Genomic DNA, 15,342 nt, shown 5'->3' with positions numbered 1-15,342 from the left:
GAGCCAGCTCTACGAGGCCTTCTCCGAAGGGCTTTTGCTCTTCATCCTGCTGGCGCTGCTGGTGCGGGCCGGCGGGCTGAAGCGGCCCGGCCTCGTCGCCGGCGTGTTCGGCATGGGATATGCGGTGGCGCGCATCGTCTGCGAATTCTTCCGCGAGCCCGATCCGCAGCTCGGCTTCCTGTTCGGGACCTCGGTCGATGCGCTCTCGGGCGGCATCACCATGGGCATGCTGCTGTCGCTGCCGCTGTTCGCAGCGGGGCTCGTTCTCGTGCTGCGCGCCCGGCGGGGCGCTGCGTGAGCGCGCTGAAGGCGGAACTCGTCCGCCTGATCGCGGAAGAGGGTCCGCTTCCGGTCTCGCGCTTCATGGCTCTGTGCCTCGGCCATCCGCGGCATGGCTACTATAGGACGCGCGATCCTTTCGGCGCGCAGGGCGACTTCACCACCGCGCCCGAGATCAGCCAGATGTTCGGCGAGATGATCGGGCTCTGGGCGGGCCATCTCTGGCAGGCGATGGGCGCGCCCAGCCGCTTCGCCCTGGTCGAGATCGGGCCAGGCCGCGGCACGCTGATGGCCGATATGTTGCGCGCGACGCGAATCCTTCCGGGCTTCCGAGAGGCGGCGGTGGTGCATCTGGTCGAGACCAGCCCGGTGCTTCGCGAAATCCAGGCCGCGACGCTCGCCGGCAAGGCGGAGCCGATCTGGCACGAGCATATCGAGACGGCGCTGGAGGGGCCCGCGATCATCGTCGCCAACGAATTGCTCGACGCGCTGCCGCTCGACCAGTTCGTGATGACGGAGCAGGGCTGGCGCGAGAGGCTGATCGGGCTCGACAGCGAGGGGCGGCTGGCGTTTGGGCTGGCCGCGACCGCATCCGACGGGGTGGGGCCCGCGACGGCGCCGCCCGGCGCCATCTTCGAGCAGCCGCTGGCGGCCCTGTCGCTGGTCTCGACCGTCGCCTCACATCTGGCGCGGGCGGGCGGCGGGGCGCTCTTCATCGACTATGGCCCGCTGCAGTCGGGCTTCGGCGACACGCTGCAAGCGATGCGCCGGCACGCTTTCGTCGATCCGCTGGAGGAGCCGGGCGAGGCGGATCTGACCGTGCATGTCGATTTTGCCCGGATGGTGCAGGCCGGGCTGCGGGCGGGCGCCGCGACCCATGGGCCCGTCCGGCAGGCGGATTTCCTGCTGGCGCTGGGCCTCGCCGAGCGGGCGCAAGCCCTGTCGGCCAAGGCGACGCCGGAGCAAGCGGCGTCGATCGGCGCGGCCTTCGACCGGCTGACCGAGCGGGGCGCCACCGGCATGGGCGATCTCTTCAAGGTTCTGGCCGTTTCGCATCCGGGCTTGCCGCCGCTGCCCGGATTTGACCTTCATCGCCTGCCAGAGCAGGGCTGACACGGGCGGCGCTGCCCGTCGAAACCGGACGACACGATGTTCATCACCTCTCCCGATCTCGCTGCCGAACGCGGCATCCGCCACGCCTTCTTCACCCGGCAGGGCGGCGCCTCGACCGGGATCTACACGTCGCTCAATGGCGGGTTGGGTTCCTCCGACGATCCGGCGGCGATCACCGAGAACCGCAGGCGGATGGCGGCGCATCTCTCGGTCGAGCCGACGCATCTGGTCAGCCTCTACCAGGTGCATTCCGCCGATGTGGAGGTCGTGACCGGGCCCTGGCCGGCGGAGCGGCCGAGGGCGGATGCGATGGTGACGTCGGCGCCGGGCGTGGCGCTCGGTGTCTCCAGCGCGGATTGCGGGCCGATCCTGTTCGCCGACAGCGAGGCGCGCGTCGTCGGCGCGGCCCATTCGGGCTGGAAGGGCGCCTTCGGGGGCGTCGTCGCCTCTACGGTGACGGCGATGGAGAAGCTCGGGGCGCGGCGCGAGCGCATCGTCGCCGTGCTCGGGCCGACGATCAGCGCGAAGGCCTATGAGGTCGGGCCGGAATTCGTCGAGCGTTTCAAGGCCGAGAACGCGACCTATGCCCGCTTCTTCACGGCCTCCGAGCGGGCCGCCCATGCGATGTTCGACCTGCCGGCCTTCATCGCGCTGCGGGCGCAGGAGGCCGGCATCGGGCGCTTCCTCGATCTGTCGCTGTGCACCTATGGCGACGAGGAGCGCTTCTTCAGCTATCGCCGGACGACCCATCGCGGCGAGCCGGATTACGGGCGGCTGATCTCGGCGATCGCGCTTGATTGAGGAGAAGCCCATGCCCCGCACCATCGACTATTATTTCTCGCTGCATTCGCCCTGGACCTATCTCGGCCATGCGACCTTCCTCGACATCGCGGCGCGTCATGGCATCGGGATCGTCTACTGTCCGGTGCCGCTGCGGGCGGTGTTCGACGAGACCGGCGGGCTGCCGCTGCCGAAGCGCCATCCGGTGCGCCAGCGCTACCGGCTGATGGATCTGCAGCGCTGGCGCGAGCGGCGTGGCGTGAAGCTCGTGCTGCAGCCCAAGCATTTTCCCTTCGATCCCTCGCTCGCCGACCGTTTTCTGATCGCGATCGTGAGGGCGGGAGGGGATCCGGGGCTCTTCATGGGCGAGGTCATGGCCGGCGTCTGGTCCCGCGACGAGGACATGACGCAGCTCGGGGCCGTGGCCAGGATTGCCCAGTCCTGCGGCTTCGATGCGCAGGCTCTGGCGCGCGAGGCCGACAGTGAAGCGGTTGTGCAGAGCTATGAGGGCACCATCGCGGCGGCGATCGCGGCCGGCGTCTTCGGCGCGCCGAGCTATGTGCTCGAGGGTGAGGTGTTCTGGGGCCAGGACCGGCTCGAATTGCTCGACAGCGCGCTCGCCAGCGGCCGCGCGCCCTATCGGCCGGACCCGGCGGCCTGATCGCCGGCGTCAGCCGACGATGTCGGGTGTGCGCCAGCCGAGATGCTGCCCGGCATCGACCGCGATCATCTGGCCGGTGACCGAACGGGCGCGAGCTAGGTAGAGCACCGCCTCCGCGATCTCGCTCGCATCGATCTTGCGGCGCAACAGCGTGCCCGCCGCCTCCTGCTCCATCGCCTCGAGGCCGTCATGGGGGTTGGGCAGGGTCGGGCCGGGCCCGACCGCATTGACGCGGATGCGCGGCGCCAGGGCCTGCGCCATCGTCTTGGTCGCCGTCAGCAGCGCGGCCTTGGTCAGAGTGTAGGAATAGTATTGCGGCGTCAGCTTCCAGACGCGCTGGTCGATGATGTTGACGATGGCGCCCTGGCGCCCCTCCGGGAGCCGGTTCGCGAGCGCTCCGGCCAGCACCGACGGGGCGCGGAGATTGATCGAGAACTGCCGATTCCAGGTCGGCACGTCGATGGCGGTGACCTCGTCGACGAGAAAGCTCGAGGCATTGTTGACGAGCAGTGTCACGGGGCCGAGCGCGGCCTCCGCTGCCGGAACCAGGGCTGCCACCGCCTCCGGCTCGGCCAGATCCGCGACCAGCACCCCTGCGCGGCCGCCGTCCCGGACGATCCCTGCCGCCAGCGAATCGGCTTCGTCGCGTGCGCTGCCGCAATGGATCGCGACGACGTAGCCGTTCGCGGCCAGGCGCTCGACGATGGCGCGGCCGATTCGGCGTGCGCCGCCCGTCACCAATGCGACCTCAGCCATCCGGCCGCTCCCGCGTTTCCGGCCGCGTCTCCGCCAGCCCCTCACCGGAGCGACGCTGGAGCCGCCGCTCCCAGTGCTTCGCCACCCGCAGATAGCGGTAGAAGGCATAGTTCATCGCGGTCATGAAGCCATAGACGCCGCGCAGGGCGTGGCGCCGCCCGATATAGGCCTTGACGAAGTTGGCCGGGAACTCGACCGCGAGCCTGAACACCGAGAGCGATTGGCCGCGCCGGTCGAGATCGTCGGCCTGAGCGTCGCTGTAGCTGTTGAGTTTGCTCATCTGCTCCCCGAGCGAGCGCACGGAGTAGTGATGCACCGTCCCTTTCAGCCGGGCGACGCGAGCGCCGGGCGAAAGATCGACGCGATCATGCACGGGGGAGGGGGAGTAGCGGCCCTTGTCGCGCCGGTAGAGCCGGACCGGTGCGAGCGCATAGGCGAAGCGATGCGGCGCCGGCTCACCCGGGAAGATCTCGGCGATGCGGATCTCATAGGCGTCCGCGGCCGGGCCCGTGCCTGCGAAGAGTTCGCCGATCTCGGCGGCGAGATCGGCTGGGACGACCTCGTCGGCGTCGATGTTGAGCAGCCAGTCGTGCCGGCACTGATCCTCGGCGAAGCGCTTCTGCTGGCCGTATCCGGGCCAGTTGTTGAAGATCACGCGAGCGCCCAGGCGCGCTGCGATCTCCTGCGTGCCGTCCGTCGAGCCCGAATCGACCAGCACGATATCGTCGCTGAGGCTGCGAACCGCCTTGATCGTCCGTTCGATCCGGTCTGCCTCGTCGCGCGCAATGATGAAGATGGAAAGGAGCGGCACCGGATTCCGATCTGGCTGACTGGCTCGGCTTAAGCACGCGTCAGCGGGAGCCGCAAGCGCTCGAAAAAAATGTGGCGAGAATGGGAACCCTGCGTGACCATCCGCGTTTTCAGCATAAACCGCGATAATGCCTCACGAAATTTTTAGTATTCGGTTCACCATTAGGCATGCTTTAACAGTCGTTAACGTGTGTTTATACAATCGCCGCAGTCATCCCAATCGTGCCGCATTTTCGCCGCGGTCTGCAGGGCACATGTGCTTCCGACGCAACAGACAAAAGCCTCGCCAGGTCTTATAACCATCCCCATCGACATCACCCGCCGGGGCAACCGGCAAAGCGACGACTAGGAGTACTACCATGAAGAAGATCCTGCTTTCGAGCGTTGCGGCGATCGGCCTCGTCGCTGCCGGCGCTGCCTCCGCCGCCGACCTGCCGTCCCGCAAGGGCCCGGTCATGGCGCCGGTCTATGCCCCCGTCTTCACCTGGACCGGCTTCTATGTCGGTGCCAACGCCGGCTACGGCTTCGGCAATGTGAATGCCGGCACCTTCGCCCTGGCCCGCACGGTCTCGATCGGCGACGTCGACGGCTTCATCGGTGGTGGTCAGATCGGCTACAACTACCAGATCGGCCAGGTTGTCCTCGGCGTCGAGGCCGACATTCAGGGCGCCGACCTGCAGACCGACAACAGCTTCGGCGATCGCGTCCGCACCGAGTATTTCGGCACGGTCCGTGCCCGCGTCGGCTTCGCCTTCGACCGGTTCATGCCCTACATCACCGGTGGTTGGGCCTACGGCAACGTGAAGACCACGATCGCTGGTCTGGGTTCGGCCGACAACTCGCACACCGGCGGCTACGCTGTCGGCGGCGGTCTCGAGTATGCCTTCACCAACAACTGGACTGCCAAGGTCGAGTATCTCTACGTCGACCTCGGCGAGAAGAACGTGTTCAACTCGGGCGTGAAGGTCGGCACCGACTTCTCCGTCGTCCGCGCCGGCCTGAACTACAAGTTCTAGTCTGCTTCCCCTCGCGGGGACAAAAAGAACCCGGTGGCTTCGGCCACCGGGTTTTTTGTTGTTTGGGAATGACACTGGGACCGGGAGCCGAGTGTGGTGTCGGCCGGCCTCCGCTGCGAGACCGGCCGGTCGTCGGAATGTCAGCCCTTGAAGCGGGTCGCCTCGAATGCCGGGACATCCGCGGCGAAGGCATCCAGCCAGGCGACGAGCCGGGGATGATCCGCCCGCCAGCTGCCGGCGAAGCGCAGGTCGAGATAGCCGAGCGCACAGGCCAGCGCGATCTCGCCGATGCGCGGACGGTCCGGATAGGATGGCGGGGCGGCTTCGAGCGCGGCGAGCGCGCGCGAGACCTTGCCGGCCTGGTTGGCGACCCAGGCGGCGTTGCGGCCCTCTTCCGGGCGGAAGCGCGTCTCGTAGACCTGGAGCAGGGCGGCATCGCACAGGCCGTCGGCCAGCGCCTGCAGGCGCAACTGGGCGAATCGCGCCTCGCCCGCCGGGATCAGGCGGCTGCCGCCGGCGAGATGGTCGAGATAGTCGACGATGACGCGCGAATCGAACAGCGTCATCCCGTCTTCGAGCACCAGCGTCGGGATCTTGCCGAGCGGGTTCTGCTGGCGCAGCGGCTCGGCCGGGTCGTTGGTGTCGGCGACGAGGATCTCGATGCGGTCGCTCAGCCCGAGTTCGGCGGCGGCCATCTTCACCTTGCGGCCGAAGGGGGAGGCGGGGGAGGAGCGGAGAACGAGCATCGATGGGCCTCGGAACTGCGGGCGTGTCAGCCGTCCGGACGGATCGGCTCGCATAGATAGCGCGGCTGCGGTCCCTGGGCGAGGCGTTCCGTCAGGGCCGGCAGGATGATTCGGGCTTCGTCGCCGAGCAACCAAGGCGGGTTGACGATCAGCATGCCGGTCGCGCTCAGCCCGCCTGCGGCCTCCGGGCGGTCAACGTCGATTTCCAGCCGCAGCAGACGGCCGATGCCGGCCTGGGTGATTCCCGCCAGCAGATTCACGACGGCGAGCTTGTCCTTGATCGGGTACCAGAGCGCGTAGATCCCCGTCGGCCATTTGCGATGGGCGGCGATCAGTTCCGCCTCCAGCGTCGCGAACTCGTCTTTCTCCTCGAAGGGCGGGTCGATCAGGACGAGGCCGCGCCGCTCCTTGGGCGGGACATTGCCGCGCAGCGCATTCCAGCCGTCGATCGCCAGCGCCTTGCAGCGCTCGTCTCGCCCGATCGCGGCGACGAGCTTCCTGTGAGTCTGGGGGTGGAGTTCGGCCGCGATCAGCCGGTCGTCGCGGCGCATCGCCTGCCGGCAGAGCCAGGGCGAGCCGGGATAGGCGTTCGGCCCATAGAGCGCGCGCGCGCCGGCGACCGCGTCGCGCCAAGGCTTGAGCAGGGCCTCGACGGGGGCGGCGAGCGGGGCCTGATCGAGCCGCGCGACACCGTCCTTCCACTCATGGGTGCGCAGAGCCTCTTCCGAGCCGAGGTCGTAGCGGCCGGCGCCGGCATGGGTGTCGACGATGCGGTAGGGCGTGTCCTTGGCGTTCAGATGCGTCAGGACGCGCATCAGCACGACATGCTTGAGGACGTCGGCGAAGTTTCCGGCATGAAAGCCGTGGCGGTAATTCATGCCGCGCTCTTACGCGGCTTTGCGACCGCTGTCAGCGCGGCGCCGGCACGGTGATGTCGCGCGTGCGACAGCCGGAGCGATCGACCTCCTCGCACATACGGAAATTGCGCAGGTCCTTGCTCAGGCAGATGCGAACCTCCTGCAGCACGCCGCGCCGGCAGGCGACCGACATCATGTCGGTGCGCAAGCCTGGATTGGCATCGACAAAGGCCCGCTCGATGTCGATTGCGGTCCAGTTCTGCTCGCGCCCGGCCTTGGACAGGGCCGGAGGGATCGTAATCTTCTCGCGGGCCCGGCGCGTATCGGCGAAATAGTCGCTCGGGCTCGATCCGGAGCAGGTGCCGTGCTTGCGCCATTGATGGCGGGCGAGGCCCTCGCTCGGAAACAGCCCCTGGGCCTGATCGAGCGCGATGCGTGAGGGCGTGCGCCCGGCCGGGCCGCATTCGCTCGGAAAGCCGCGCTCGTTCTGCGGCCAGAGGCCATGCACGACGAAGCCGAGGCCCGCCCCCTCGGCGCATTGCTCGCGGTTGCGATCGCGGCCGCCGTCGAGTTCGCAGAAGCCGGGCGACCAGGACAAGGCGAGGACGTAGAAATCGAAATCGCCCGGCGCGCCGCCTCGGTCGTTGCGCGGCTGCGCCTCGCCCTGGCCGAGCAGGCCGACCAGCAGCGGCAGAGCGAGTGCGATTCGCAGGAGGCTCATCGGCGGCGCTGTCCGGCTCAGGGACGCGCCATCTTGCAGTCGGGCGCGTAGCTGCGATGCCGGTCGAGCCCACTGACGCACCAGTTGACGTTCCAGGTCCAGCCGAAGAGGCCGAGGTTCTCGCGGACCGAGTAGTCGACGCGATGCAGCGTGCCGTCGTTCAGGGCCATCCGGCCGGTGCAGAAGCGGCGCGGGATGAAATCGTCGCCGAGCGGCCGGAAGCCGATCGGCCTGATCCGATCATAGGCGACGGCCTGGAGCGGGCCCCAGAACTTGGCCTCGCGCGAATTGAACCAGCTGGTGATCTCGCCGAGAACCGCCGGGTCGTCACAGGCCGGCAGCGTGCCGGTCATGGGTACGATGCGGTTTTCGGCGCGGTCGGCCGGATGGACCATGCGGCGGCCCGAGGCCTCGGCCGAGGCGGCGGCCGTCAGGAGAGCGAGGGATGCGAGGGCGGTTCGCAGCAGAGCGCGGCGCATGGAGGTCAGCCTCGTCGTGGGACGGAAATGAAGGCGCACGATGGCGGGGGGCGTTCGCAGGGTCAAGGCGCGGCAGGCGCCGAACGTGATACGGCCAGCGCCTTGTGGCTTTTCGATCGACGGCGAGTGGCCGCCGCGCGGCCAAGGCGCTGGCCCGAGCAGCGCGGATCGGGGACAGTGACGGTCAGACGGAGCAGGAGAGATGCCATGACGACGGACGATCACCCCGAGGCGACGATCATCGCCGAGCCCGCCGCGCTGCGGGCGCATATGGGGCCGGTCAACCCGCTGGCCGAGCGCAAGGTGCTCGACTGGCTCGACGGCCATTGCCGCGACTTCATCGCGCTCTCGCCCTTCCTCGTGCTGGCGACCTCGGACGGGGCGGGGCGGGCGGATGCCAGCCCGCGCGGGGATGCGCCGGGCTTCGTCGAGGTGCTCGACGAGCGGACGCTGTTCATCCCCGACCGGCGCGGCAACAACCGGGTCGACAGCTTCGGCAATGTGCTGGCCTCGCCTGGCGTCGGCCTGATCTTCATGGTGCCGGGCATCGCCGAGACGCTCAGGGTCAATGGTCGTGCGCGGCTCACCCGCGACGCAGCGTTGCTGGAACCCGCGACCGTGCAGGAGCGGACGCCGACACTCGGCCTGCTGGTTTCGGTTGAGGAAGCCTTCTTCCATTGCGGCAAGGCGCTGATCCGCTCGAAGCTCTGGGATCCCGCGACCCGGGTCGAGCGCAGCCGCTTTCCCTCGCTCGGGCGAATCATCGCGGACCAGACGAAGGCCGTCGGCGTCGCGGAGGCGGAGGCCAATCTCGAAGAGGCCTACCGGACGCGGCTTTACTGAGGGAGACGCAGCAGTTCAGCCTCTCCGGGCGCTGGAGCGACCCGGAGAGGCGCAGGGCTCGCCGCTCAGCGGCGGCCGCGCGAGCGGATCTGGTAGGCGTCGTAGTTGAACTCCGCCACCTGCTGCCAGAGCAATTGCTCGTTGCGATAGGCCATCATGTGGTCGTGCAGCCTCTTGAACATCGGGTTCTTGGCGCCGATTTCCTCGTAGAGTTCGTTGGCCGCCTTGGCGCAGGCATCCATGATCTCGGGCGAGAACGCGCGCAGCTGCGTGCCCGCCGCGATCAGCCGCTTGATTGCGGCTGGGTTGACGTCGTCATAGCGCGCGATGGTCATCGTATGGGCCTGATGCGCCGCGCCGACGAAAATGGCCTTATCGCTGGCGCTGAGCTCGTTCCACTTGGAGCGGTTGATCATCAGCAGGATCGCCGAGGCGCCCTCCCACCAGCCGGGATAATAGTAATAGGGCGCGACGCGGCTGAAGCCGAGCTTCTCGTCGTCATAGGGGCCGACCCATTCGGCCGCGTCGATCGTCCCCCGCTCGAGGGCCGGGTAGATGTCGCCGGCCGCAATCTGCTGGGGAACGGCGCCGAGCTTGGCGATGACCTGGCCGGCGAGCCCGCCGATGCGGATCTTCAGGCCCTTGAGGTCGTCGATCGTCTTGATTTCCTTGCGGAACCAGCCGGCCATCTGGGCATTGGTGTTGCCGATCGGCAGGCCGATGACGTTGTATTGCGCCAGCAGCTCGTTGAAGAGCGCTAGCCCGCCGCCCTGGAAGAACCAGGCATTCTGCTGGCGCGTGTTGAGGCCGAAGGGCACGGCCGCGCCGAAGGCGAAGGACGGGTCCTTGCCGACATAGTAGAAGGCTGCGGTATCGCAGCATTCGACCGTGCCGTTCTGCACGGCGTCGAGCGCCTGAAGGCCCGGCACGAGTTCGCCCGCGGCGAAATGCTGGAGCTGGAGACGCCCGCCCGACATGTCGGACACCGCCTTGATGAAAATGTCGCCGGCCCCGTACACGGCGTCGAGCGCCTTGGGATAGCTGGAGGTCATGCGCCAATTGATCCCGGCGGCCGGGGCTGTCTGGGCCGAGGCGGCTGTGCCACCTGCGGCGAGGGCTGCGCCGGCCAGCCCCGTCTTCAGCATCTCTCGTCTGTTCGTCATCGTCGTTTCTCCCTGCTCGGCCCGATTTGTCGGCATGGGCCTTCGCCTCGAATGCGCCGGCCGGCCGGTCGGCGCAGGTGGTGGTGGGATCGTCCCGTCAGCCGAACGAGGCCTCCAGCATCGCCGCATAGTCCGCCGCGGTGGCCGCGCGCGGGTTGGTCGCGCTCGAATGGTCCTTGGTCGCGGCCTCGGCGATCGCGGGAAGGACGTCGCGCGGCAGGCCCATGGCCGAAAGACTGCCGGGCATGCCGAGGCGGGACACCAGGCCGGCGATCCAGTCGGCGAGGTCGGTGTCGGGTGACAGGCCGAGCGCCTTGCGGATCTCGGCATATTTCGCCTCGGACTCCGGCGCGTTGAAGCGCAGTACGGCCGGCAGCAGCACGGCGTTGAGGGTGCCGTGATGCAAAGAGACCTCCTTGAGCCCACCGAGCGGGTGGGAGAGGGCGTGGACCGCACCCAGCCCTTTCTGGAAGGTCAGGCCGCCCTGGAGCGCGGCCATCATCATCTCCTTGCGGGCCTCGCGGTCGCTGCCGTCCTTCACCGCGCGCTCGATGAAGCCGACCGCACGCTTCAGGCCGTCCAGCGCGATCGCTTCGGCCGGCGGGTTCTCGCGCGGGCTGAGATAGGTCTCGATGCAGTGAGTCACGGCGTCCATGCCCGTGGCGGCGGTCAGCCAGGCCGGCAGGCCGAGCGTCAGTTCGGGGTCGCAGACGGCGATGCGCGGGATCAGGTGGGGCGAGATGAAGCCGAGCTTGCGGCCGTCCTTGAGCGTGATCAGCGCGGCGCGCCCGACCTCGCTGCCGGTGCCCGAGGTCGTGGGGATGGCGATGACGGGCGCGACGGCTGCGGTGACCTTCGGGATGCCGCCGAGGATCGCAGCGTAGGTCTCGAGCGAGCCGTTATGAGTCGCCAGCAGGGCGACGCCCTTGGCGAGATCGATCGGCGAGCCACCACCGATGGCGACCAGCCCGTCGCAGCCATGCTGGCGATAGAGCACGAGCGCGGCCTCGACGGCCTCCTCGGTCGGGTTGGTCGGCGTGCCGTCGAAGACGGGGGCGCTTGCGAGCGCGGGCGCCAGCGCCTGCACCTTCGCGACGAGGCCGGCCGCAACGATGCCCTTGTCGGCAATGATCAGGGGTCGGGCGACGCCAAGGCCCGCAAGGTCGGTCGCGATGCCGTCGATCTCGCCGTAGCCGAACTTGACGGTGGTCAGATAGGTGATCAGGGCCATGAGGTTCCTCGCCTGTTGCCGACGGACATCGGCAGGCCGAATGTCCGCGATGTCGTGGTCTTACCGGTATGGCCACGAATTGACAGTGGGCGGTGTGAGCCGTCAACAGCGGGTGTGGACGGGGAGGGATGAAGCCCATGCAGGTCGAGAAGGACAGGCGGCCGGTGACCACGCAGTTGGTCCAGCAGATCCGGCGCCTGATGACCGAAACGGGGCTGAAGCCGGGCGACCGGGTGCCGGCCCAGCGCGAACTGGCCCTGCGTCTGGGCGCGAGCCGCCCGACCGTGCGCGAGGCGGTGCTGCAGCTCGAAGGCATGGGCCTGATCCGGATCGAGCCGGCGCGCGGCGCCTTCGTCGCGGAGGGGTTCGACCGCCCCGAGGCCGATCTCACCGGCTGGACATTCGAGCAGCGCTTCTCCGAGGTCGAGATCTATCAGCTGCGTTTCGCGCTCGAGGGCTCGACGGTCCAGCTCGCGGCGCGGCATGCTTCGCAGGAGGATATCGGCCGCCTCAGCGAGTTGAACGAGGCGATGCGTCTGGCGATCGAGGAGGCGCGTTTTCTCGACGCCATGGAGGCGGACTTCAGGCTGCACATGGCGATCGCCGAAATCGCGGGGAACAGAGCGATCCGCGATATCCTGGGGCTCTACCGGCCGATCATCACCCGCAGCCAGCGGCCGCCGGTGCAGGAGCCGGCCCGGCTGCAGGAGGCTTTCGTCGAGCATGGCGCGATCCTGCGTGCGCTCGGCCGGCGCGACGGAGAAACCGCGGCGGTCGCGATGCGCCACCACATCGTCCAGTCCTCGGACCGGATGAAGGTGCCCTTCATCGCGAGCTGATCACCTTGCGGAGGACCGGGTGTCGGGACTCGCAGCAGCGCGCGCTGCCGCACGGCGCTCCAGCAGCATCAAGGCGAGGCCGGCCGCCACGATCAGGGCCGAGCCGGCGAGCATTGCCGGCGTCGGCCAGTCGCCGAAGACGAGCCAGCCGAAGATCAGCGCCCAGACGATGAGCGTGTACTGATAGGGCGCCACGACCGAGGCTTCCGCCAGCTTGAGCGAGCGCGTGACGCACAGATGCGCGACCATGGCGACGATGCCGAGCAGGCCCAGCAGCGCGAAGTCGCGCGGCGTGGGCGGGACCCAGCCGAAGGGCAGGAGCGCCAGGCCGATCAGCAGCGTGCCGAAGGTCTGCAGGCCGACCAGCGTGACGTCGGGCGTCTCGCGCAGATAGCGGCCGGCGATCATCAGCAGTGCGAAGAGGATGCTGCCGAGGACGGCGATCAGCGCCGGCCAGCTCAGGCTCGCGCCTGTCGGGTCGAGCGCGACCACGACGCCGACGAAGCCGGCGGCGACGGCGAGCCAGCGCGGCAGGTCGACTTTCTCGCCGAGCAGCAGGGCCGCGAAGACGACGGCCCAGACCGGAGCCGCCATCCAGATCGTCATGGTATCGGCGAGCGGCAGATAGACGACCGCCGCGTAGAACAGTGCCGACTCGCTCGCGCCGAGGGCGACACGCAGGAGCTGGAGCCTGGGCTTGGGCGGGCGCAGCGTGCGCATCAGGCCTTGCCTGACGATGAAGGGGGCGAGGACGACGAGGGCGGCGGCGCTGCGCAGCAGCAGCACCTGCCCGACCGTATAGGTCGCGACCAGCCATTTTCCCATCACGTCGTTCAGGGAGAACATCAGGATGCCAAGCAGCATCATGCCGATGCCGGCGAGGGTGGCGTTGCGGGTGGGCATGGAAAACGGTGCGCCGTGTGGAAGGATCGGTCGGGGAGCATCGCTTTGACGGAGCGCGTCGCTGCGGGCAAGCGCCACCCTCGCGGACGGGGCAGACGCAAAGCGCCGCACAATAATTTGCCATTGACTTAATTAAGCTAACACGGAATCATTGGCCCATGGACAGTTTCACCGCCCTCGCCGACCCGACCCGCCGCCGCATCGTCGAGATGCTGGCGGAGGGCGAACTTTCGGCCGGGGAGATCGGGGAGCGGTTCACGCTGTCGGCACCGGCGATCTCGCAGCATCTCAAGGCGCTGCGCGAGGCCGGGCTTGTCCGGGTCACGGTCGCAGGCCAGCGGCGCATCTATGCGCTGGATCCGGAGGGTATCGACGGCTTCGATCAGTGGGTCAGGCGCGTCCGCGCCTTCTGGCCCGACAGGCTGGCGGCTCTCGAGGCCGCGCTACGAAAGCCCGACCCGGGCGAGGAGGCGTGATGCAGACGCAGGCACAGAAGGCAGACAAGAAGATGTATGGCGAGGTTCTGGAGAGCGGCGCGGTGCGCTTCGAACGGCTGTTGCCGGGGCCCATCGAGCGGGTCTGGGCCTATCTGATCGAGGACGAGAAGCGCGCGACCTGGTTCTGCGGCGGCGAGACGGAAGCGCGCGCCGGCGGCAAGATCGAGCTGTTCTTCAAGCATTCGCGCATCACCGACGAGGCGCCGCCGGAGAGCGCTCGCAAGATGAACGACGAGGGCGCGTTGATGAGCGGCACCGTCACGGTCTATGAGCCGCCCCATCGGCTGGCCTTCAATTGGGTCGGCATGGGCGACCCCGATTCAGACGTCGAGATCGAGCTCGCACCGCTGGGCGACGAGGTGCGCCTGGTGCTGATTCACCGCCGGCTGGCGACGAAGCACCGCATGGCGATGGTCTCCAGCGGCTGGCACCTGCATCTCGGTCTGCTCGAGGACCAGTTGCGCGGGCGCAAGCGGGGACCCTTCTGGTCCGTCCATGAGCCGCTGATGGCGGAATACGCGCAGAGGCAGCAGGACGCGGCGGTGTAACGCGTCGCAAGACCGCACGGGTGCGGGTCCGGCTCAGCCCGCGGCCCGCATCGTCTCGTTGCCCGGTGTCGCAGCCTCGCCGGGCGCTTCGGTCCCGACTGCCAGCATGGTGCTCAGCAGCGCGGTCTGCAGGGCGGTGACGTCGGCGGCATGGCCGGCGCGGAGGGCGGCTTCGGCCGCCCTGGCATCCGCCTCGAAGGCGCGGAAACCGAGCGTGCCGGCAACGCCCTTCAGCGTATGCCGATCGCGAAGGGCGACGTCGGTTTCACCGGCCTGCAGGGCCCGGGCGGCCTCCGCGGTCGAGCGGGTCGCATCGGCCAGAACTGGCGGGTCTGGTCGTCGAGCCTATCGGTGCCGATCTCGCATGCCAGTTCGCCCCGCATGCCGCGGTCGACGAGCTCAGGACGCGCACCCGTAGTTCGACGGGCTCGATCGGCTTGTGCAGGAAATCGGTCGCGCCCGCATCGAGCGCCGCCAGCCGGGTCTCGCGCTCCTCGGCGGTGGTGACCATGACGATCGGCAGGTCGCGGTGGTTGGGCATCTGCCGCAGCGCCTGGATGCAGGCGACGCCGTCCATCTCCGGCATCATGTCATCGACCAGCACGAAGTCGAATTCGATGTTGGCGGCCGCCTCCAGCGCCTCGAGCGGGTTGGAGAAGACCGTGATGTGATGGTTGCCGATGGTGTTCACGACGCTCCGCAGCACCATCGGATAGGTGCGGTTGTCGTCGACGATCATGATCTTCATGCCATTCGCCCGAGTCTGCCGACGCCGGCTCCGGGCGATGTCGGCCGTCTGCCGGCTCCCCGAACCGCGACGGACCAACCGCTACCCGACATGTCACCCCTGCCTTCCGTTAGGGGAGCTGCATCAAATCCTCCATCCAATCCCGCAAAATGTGACGATCCGCGGAAATGTCGCAGGCGCGTGGCGACGAACTGTCATTTTACCTTGCGATGTCGCGCCCGACGCGGCATCGGAAATGCCCATTCTCCGGAACGTCCATGCCCACGTCCCAAGCCCTCTTTCGGCGCACCAATCTGCTGATCATGCTGGCGGGGATCGCGGTCCTCGTCGCTCTCGTCGCGGGCTCGCTCTG

At 68.4% G+C, this 15,342-nt stretch carries 20 protein-coding genes; 9 read left to right on the top strand and 11 right to left on the bottom strand.

Going from position 1 to position 15,342, the window contains the following annotated elements:
• From Q8M82_RS06655 to Q8M82_RS06640, 4 genes are all read left to right on the top strand, one after another.
• On the top strand, positions 1–298 hold a 298-nt coding region (locus Q8M82_RS06655), incomplete at its 5' end, for a prolipoprotein diacylglyceryl transferase family protein (RefSeq protein WP_305690592.1).
• Positions 295–1,392: a class I SAM-dependent methyltransferase gene (locus tag Q8M82_RS06650; RefSeq protein WP_305690591.1), complete on the top strand. Its 1,098-nt coding sequence runs from the start codon at positions 295–297 to the stop codon at positions 1,390–1,392. The genes Q8M82_RS06655 and Q8M82_RS06650, both read left to right, overlap by 4 nt.
• A 36-nt stretch (positions 1,393–1,428) precedes the next feature.
• A complete protein-coding gene (pgeF, locus tag Q8M82_RS06645; protein WP_305690590.1) occupies positions 1,429–2,193 on the top strand; it encodes a peptidoglycan editing factor PgeF in 765 nt (254 codons plus the stop codon).
• Positions 2,194–2,203: 10 nt separating this feature from the next.
• Entirely contained in the window at positions 2,204–2,833 is a 630-nt protein-coding gene (locus Q8M82_RS06640; protein ID WP_305690589.1) for a 2-hydroxychromene-2-carboxylate isomerase, read from the top strand.
• A gap of 9 nt (positions 2,834–2,842) precedes the next feature.
• Here Q8M82_RS06640 and Q8M82_RS06635 read toward each other — a convergent pair whose 3' ends face one another.
• Complete coding sequence (locus tag Q8M82_RS06635) at positions 2,843–3,589, bottom strand: SDR family oxidoreductase (protein ID WP_305690588.1); 747 nt, start codon at positions 3,587–3,589, stop codon at positions 2,843–2,845.
• Complete coding sequence (locus Q8M82_RS06630; protein WP_305690587.1) at positions 3,582–4,400, bottom strand: glycosyltransferase family 2 protein; 819 nt, start codon at positions 4,398–4,400, stop codon at positions 3,582–3,584. The genes Q8M82_RS06635 and Q8M82_RS06630 overlap by 8 nt, the downstream gene beginning before the upstream one ends.
• Positions 4,401–4,758: 358 nt before the next feature.
• On the opposite strand from Q8M82_RS06630, the gene Q8M82_RS06625 reads away from it, so the two are divergent.
• Complete coding sequence (locus Q8M82_RS06625; RefSeq protein ID WP_305690586.1) at positions 4,759–5,415, top strand: outer membrane protein; 657 nt, start codon at positions 4,759–4,761, stop codon at positions 5,413–5,415.
• 140 nt (positions 5,416–5,555) lie between these two features.
• Here Q8M82_RS06625 and Q8M82_RS06620 read toward each other — a convergent pair whose 3' ends face one another.
• Genes Q8M82_RS06620 through Q8M82_RS06605 form a run of 4 tightly spaced genes read right to left on the bottom strand, consistent with a single transcriptional unit; the run spans position 5,556 to position 8,218 of the window.
• The gene (locus Q8M82_RS06620) at positions 5,556–6,161 is read right to left on the bottom strand and encodes a glutathione S-transferase family protein (protein ID WP_305690585.1); all 606 of its coding nucleotides are present in this window, start codon (positions 6,159–6,161) and stop codon (positions 5,556–5,558) included.
• A 26-nt stretch (positions 6,162–6,187) separates the two neighbouring features.
• Positions 6,188–7,039: a 23S rRNA (adenine(2030)-N(6))-methyltransferase RlmJ gene (locus Q8M82_RS06615; RefSeq protein WP_305690584.1), complete on the bottom strand. Its 852-nt coding sequence runs from the start codon at positions 7,037–7,039 to the stop codon at positions 6,188–6,190.
• Between the two features lie 31 nt (positions 7,040–7,070).
• The gene (locus tag Q8M82_RS06610; protein WP_305690583.1) at positions 7,071–7,739 is read right to left on the bottom strand and encodes a ribonuclease T2 family protein; all 669 of its coding nucleotides are present in this window, start codon (positions 7,737–7,739) and stop codon (positions 7,071–7,073) included.
• A gap of 17 nt (positions 7,740–7,756) precedes the next feature.
• Entirely contained in the window at positions 7,757–8,218 is a 462-nt protein-coding gene (locus tag Q8M82_RS06605; protein ID WP_305690582.1) for a hypothetical protein, read from the bottom strand.
• 207 nt (positions 8,219–8,425) lie between these two features.
• Here Q8M82_RS06605 and Q8M82_RS06600 point away from each other — a divergent pair, with 207 nt between their 5' ends.
• Positions 8,426–9,061 (top strand): pyridoxamine 5'-phosphate oxidase family protein, encoded by a 636-nt coding sequence (locus Q8M82_RS06600; RefSeq protein ID WP_305690581.1) that lies wholly within the window; start codon positions 8,426–8,428, stop codon positions 9,059–9,061.
• Between the two features lie 65 nt (positions 9,062–9,126).
• Here Q8M82_RS06600 and Q8M82_RS06595 read toward each other — a convergent pair whose 3' ends face one another.
• Both Q8M82_RS06595 and Q8M82_RS06590 read right to left on the bottom strand, forming a co-directional pair.
• A complete protein-coding gene (locus Q8M82_RS06595) occupies positions 9,127–10,224 on the bottom strand; it encodes a TRAP transporter substrate-binding protein (protein ID WP_305690580.1) in 1,098 nt (365 codons plus the stop codon).
• A 97-nt stretch (positions 10,225–10,321) separates the two neighbouring features.
• Positions 10,322–11,455, bottom strand: a complete 1,134-nt coding sequence (locus Q8M82_RS06590) for an iron-containing alcohol dehydrogenase (RefSeq protein ID WP_305690579.1) — start codon at positions 11,453–11,455, stop codon at positions 10,322–10,324.
• A gap of 137 nt (positions 11,456–11,592) precedes the next feature.
• Between Q8M82_RS06590 and Q8M82_RS06585 the strand changes: the two genes are divergently transcribed.
• On the top strand, positions 11,593–12,294 hold the full coding sequence (locus Q8M82_RS06585; protein ID WP_305690578.1) for a FadR/GntR family transcriptional regulator: 702 nt from the start codon (positions 11,593–11,595) through the stop codon (positions 12,292–12,294).
• On the opposite strand, the gene Q8M82_RS06580 is transcribed toward Q8M82_RS06585, so the two are convergent.
• Positions 12,295–13,197: a DMT family transporter gene (locus Q8M82_RS06580; RefSeq protein WP_305690577.1), complete on the bottom strand. Its 903-nt coding sequence runs from the start codon at positions 13,195–13,197 to the stop codon at positions 12,295–12,297.
• Between the two features lie 158 nt (positions 13,198–13,355).
• On the opposite strand from Q8M82_RS06580, the gene Q8M82_RS06575 reads away from it, so the two are divergent.
• Both Q8M82_RS06575 and Q8M82_RS06570 read left to right on the top strand, forming a co-directional pair.
• Complete coding sequence (locus Q8M82_RS06575) at positions 13,356–13,673, top strand: ArsR/SmtB family transcription factor (RefSeq protein ID WP_305690576.1); 318 nt, start codon at positions 13,356–13,358, stop codon at positions 13,671–13,673.
• Positions 13,673–14,242 (top strand): SRPBCC family protein, encoded by a 570-nt coding sequence (locus Q8M82_RS06570; RefSeq protein ID WP_305690575.1) that lies wholly within the window; start codon positions 13,673–13,675, stop codon positions 14,240–14,242. Before Q8M82_RS06575 ends, Q8M82_RS06570 begins: the two co-directional genes overlap by 1 nt.
• 33 nt (positions 14,243–14,275) lie before the next feature.
• Here Q8M82_RS06570 and Q8M82_RS23420 read toward each other — a convergent pair whose 3' ends face one another.
• Together Q8M82_RS23420 and Q8M82_RS06565 are read right to left on the bottom strand one after the other, a co-directional pair.
• Positions 14,276–14,521 (bottom strand): Hpt domain-containing protein, encoded by a 246-nt coding sequence (locus Q8M82_RS23420; RefSeq protein WP_371126259.1) that lies wholly within the window; start codon positions 14,519–14,521, stop codon positions 14,276–14,278.
• The gene (locus Q8M82_RS06565; protein ID WP_305690574.1) at positions 14,508–14,990 is read right to left on the bottom strand and encodes a response regulator; all 483 of its coding nucleotides are present in this window, start codon (positions 14,988–14,990) and stop codon (positions 14,508–14,510) included. The genes Q8M82_RS23420 and Q8M82_RS06565 overlap by 14 nt, the downstream gene beginning before the upstream one ends.
• Positions 14,991–15,342: the final 352 nt, after the last annotated feature.

Source organism: Allobosea sp., assembly GCF_030694325.1.
In the GTDB taxonomy this organism is placed as follows: Bacteria; Pseudomonadota; Alphaproteobacteria; order Rhizobiales; family Beijerinckiaceae; genus Allobosea.
Note: the sequence above shows the minus strand (reverse complement) of the source record. Positions and strands in the feature narration are given on the sequence as shown.

Coding starts and splice junctions, on each gene's coding strand:
- pgeF (WP_305690590.1), top strand. CDS start 1,429: ATGTTCATCACCTCTCCCGATCTCGCTGCCGAACGCGGCATCCGCCAC.
- Q8M82_RS06640 (WP_305690589.1), top strand. CDS start 2,204: ATGCCCCGCACCATCGACTATTATTTCTCGCTGCATTCGCCCTGGACC.
- Q8M82_RS06635 (WP_305690588.1), bottom strand. CDS start 3,589: ATGGCTGAGGTCGCATTGGTGACGGGCGGCGCACGCCGAATCGGCCGC.
- Q8M82_RS06625 (WP_305690586.1), top strand. CDS start 4,759: ATGAAGAAGATCCTGCTTTCGAGCGTTGCGGCGATCGGCCTCGTCGCT.
- Q8M82_RS06620 (WP_305690585.1), bottom strand. CDS start 6,161: ATGCTCGTTCTCCGCTCCTCCCCCGCCTCCCCCTTCGGCCGCAAGGTG.
- Q8M82_RS06615 (WP_305690584.1), bottom strand. CDS start 7,039: ATGAATTACCGCCACGGCTTTCATGCCGGAAACTTCGCCGACGTCCTC.
- Q8M82_RS06610 (WP_305690583.1), bottom strand. CDS start 7,739: ATGAGCCTCCTGCGAATCGCACTCGCTCTGCCGCTGCTGGTCGGCCTG.
- Q8M82_RS06605 (WP_305690582.1), bottom strand. CDS start 8,218: ATGCGCCGCGCTCTGCTGCGAACCGCCCTCGCATCCCTCGCTCTCCTG.
- Q8M82_RS06600 (WP_305690581.1), top strand. CDS start 8,426: ATGACGACGGACGATCACCCCGAGGCGACGATCATCGCCGAGCCCGCC.
- Q8M82_RS06595 (WP_305690580.1), bottom strand. CDS start 10,224: ATGACGAACAGACGAGAGATGCTGAAGACGGGGCTGGCCGGCGCAGCC.
- Q8M82_RS06590 (WP_305690579.1), bottom strand. CDS start 11,455: ATGGCCCTGATCACCTATCTGACCACCGTCAAGTTCGGCTACGGCGAG.
- Q8M82_RS06585 (WP_305690578.1), top strand. CDS start 11,593: ATGCAGGTCGAGAAGGACAGGCGGCCGGTGACCACGCAGTTGGTCCAG.
- Q8M82_RS06580 (WP_305690577.1), bottom strand. CDS start 13,197: ATGCCCACCCGCAACGCCACCCTCGCCGGCATCGGCATGATGCTGCTT.
- Q8M82_RS06575 (WP_305690576.1), top strand. CDS start 13,356: ATGGACAGTTTCACCGCCCTCGCCGACCCGACCCGCCGCCGCATCGTC.
- Q8M82_RS06570 (WP_305690575.1), top strand. CDS start 13,673: ATGCAGACGCAGGCACAGAAGGCAGACAAGAAGATGTATGGCGAGGTT.
- Q8M82_RS06565 (WP_305690574.1), bottom strand. CDS start 14,990: ATGAAGATCATGATCGTCGACGACAACCGCACCTATCCGATGGTGCTG.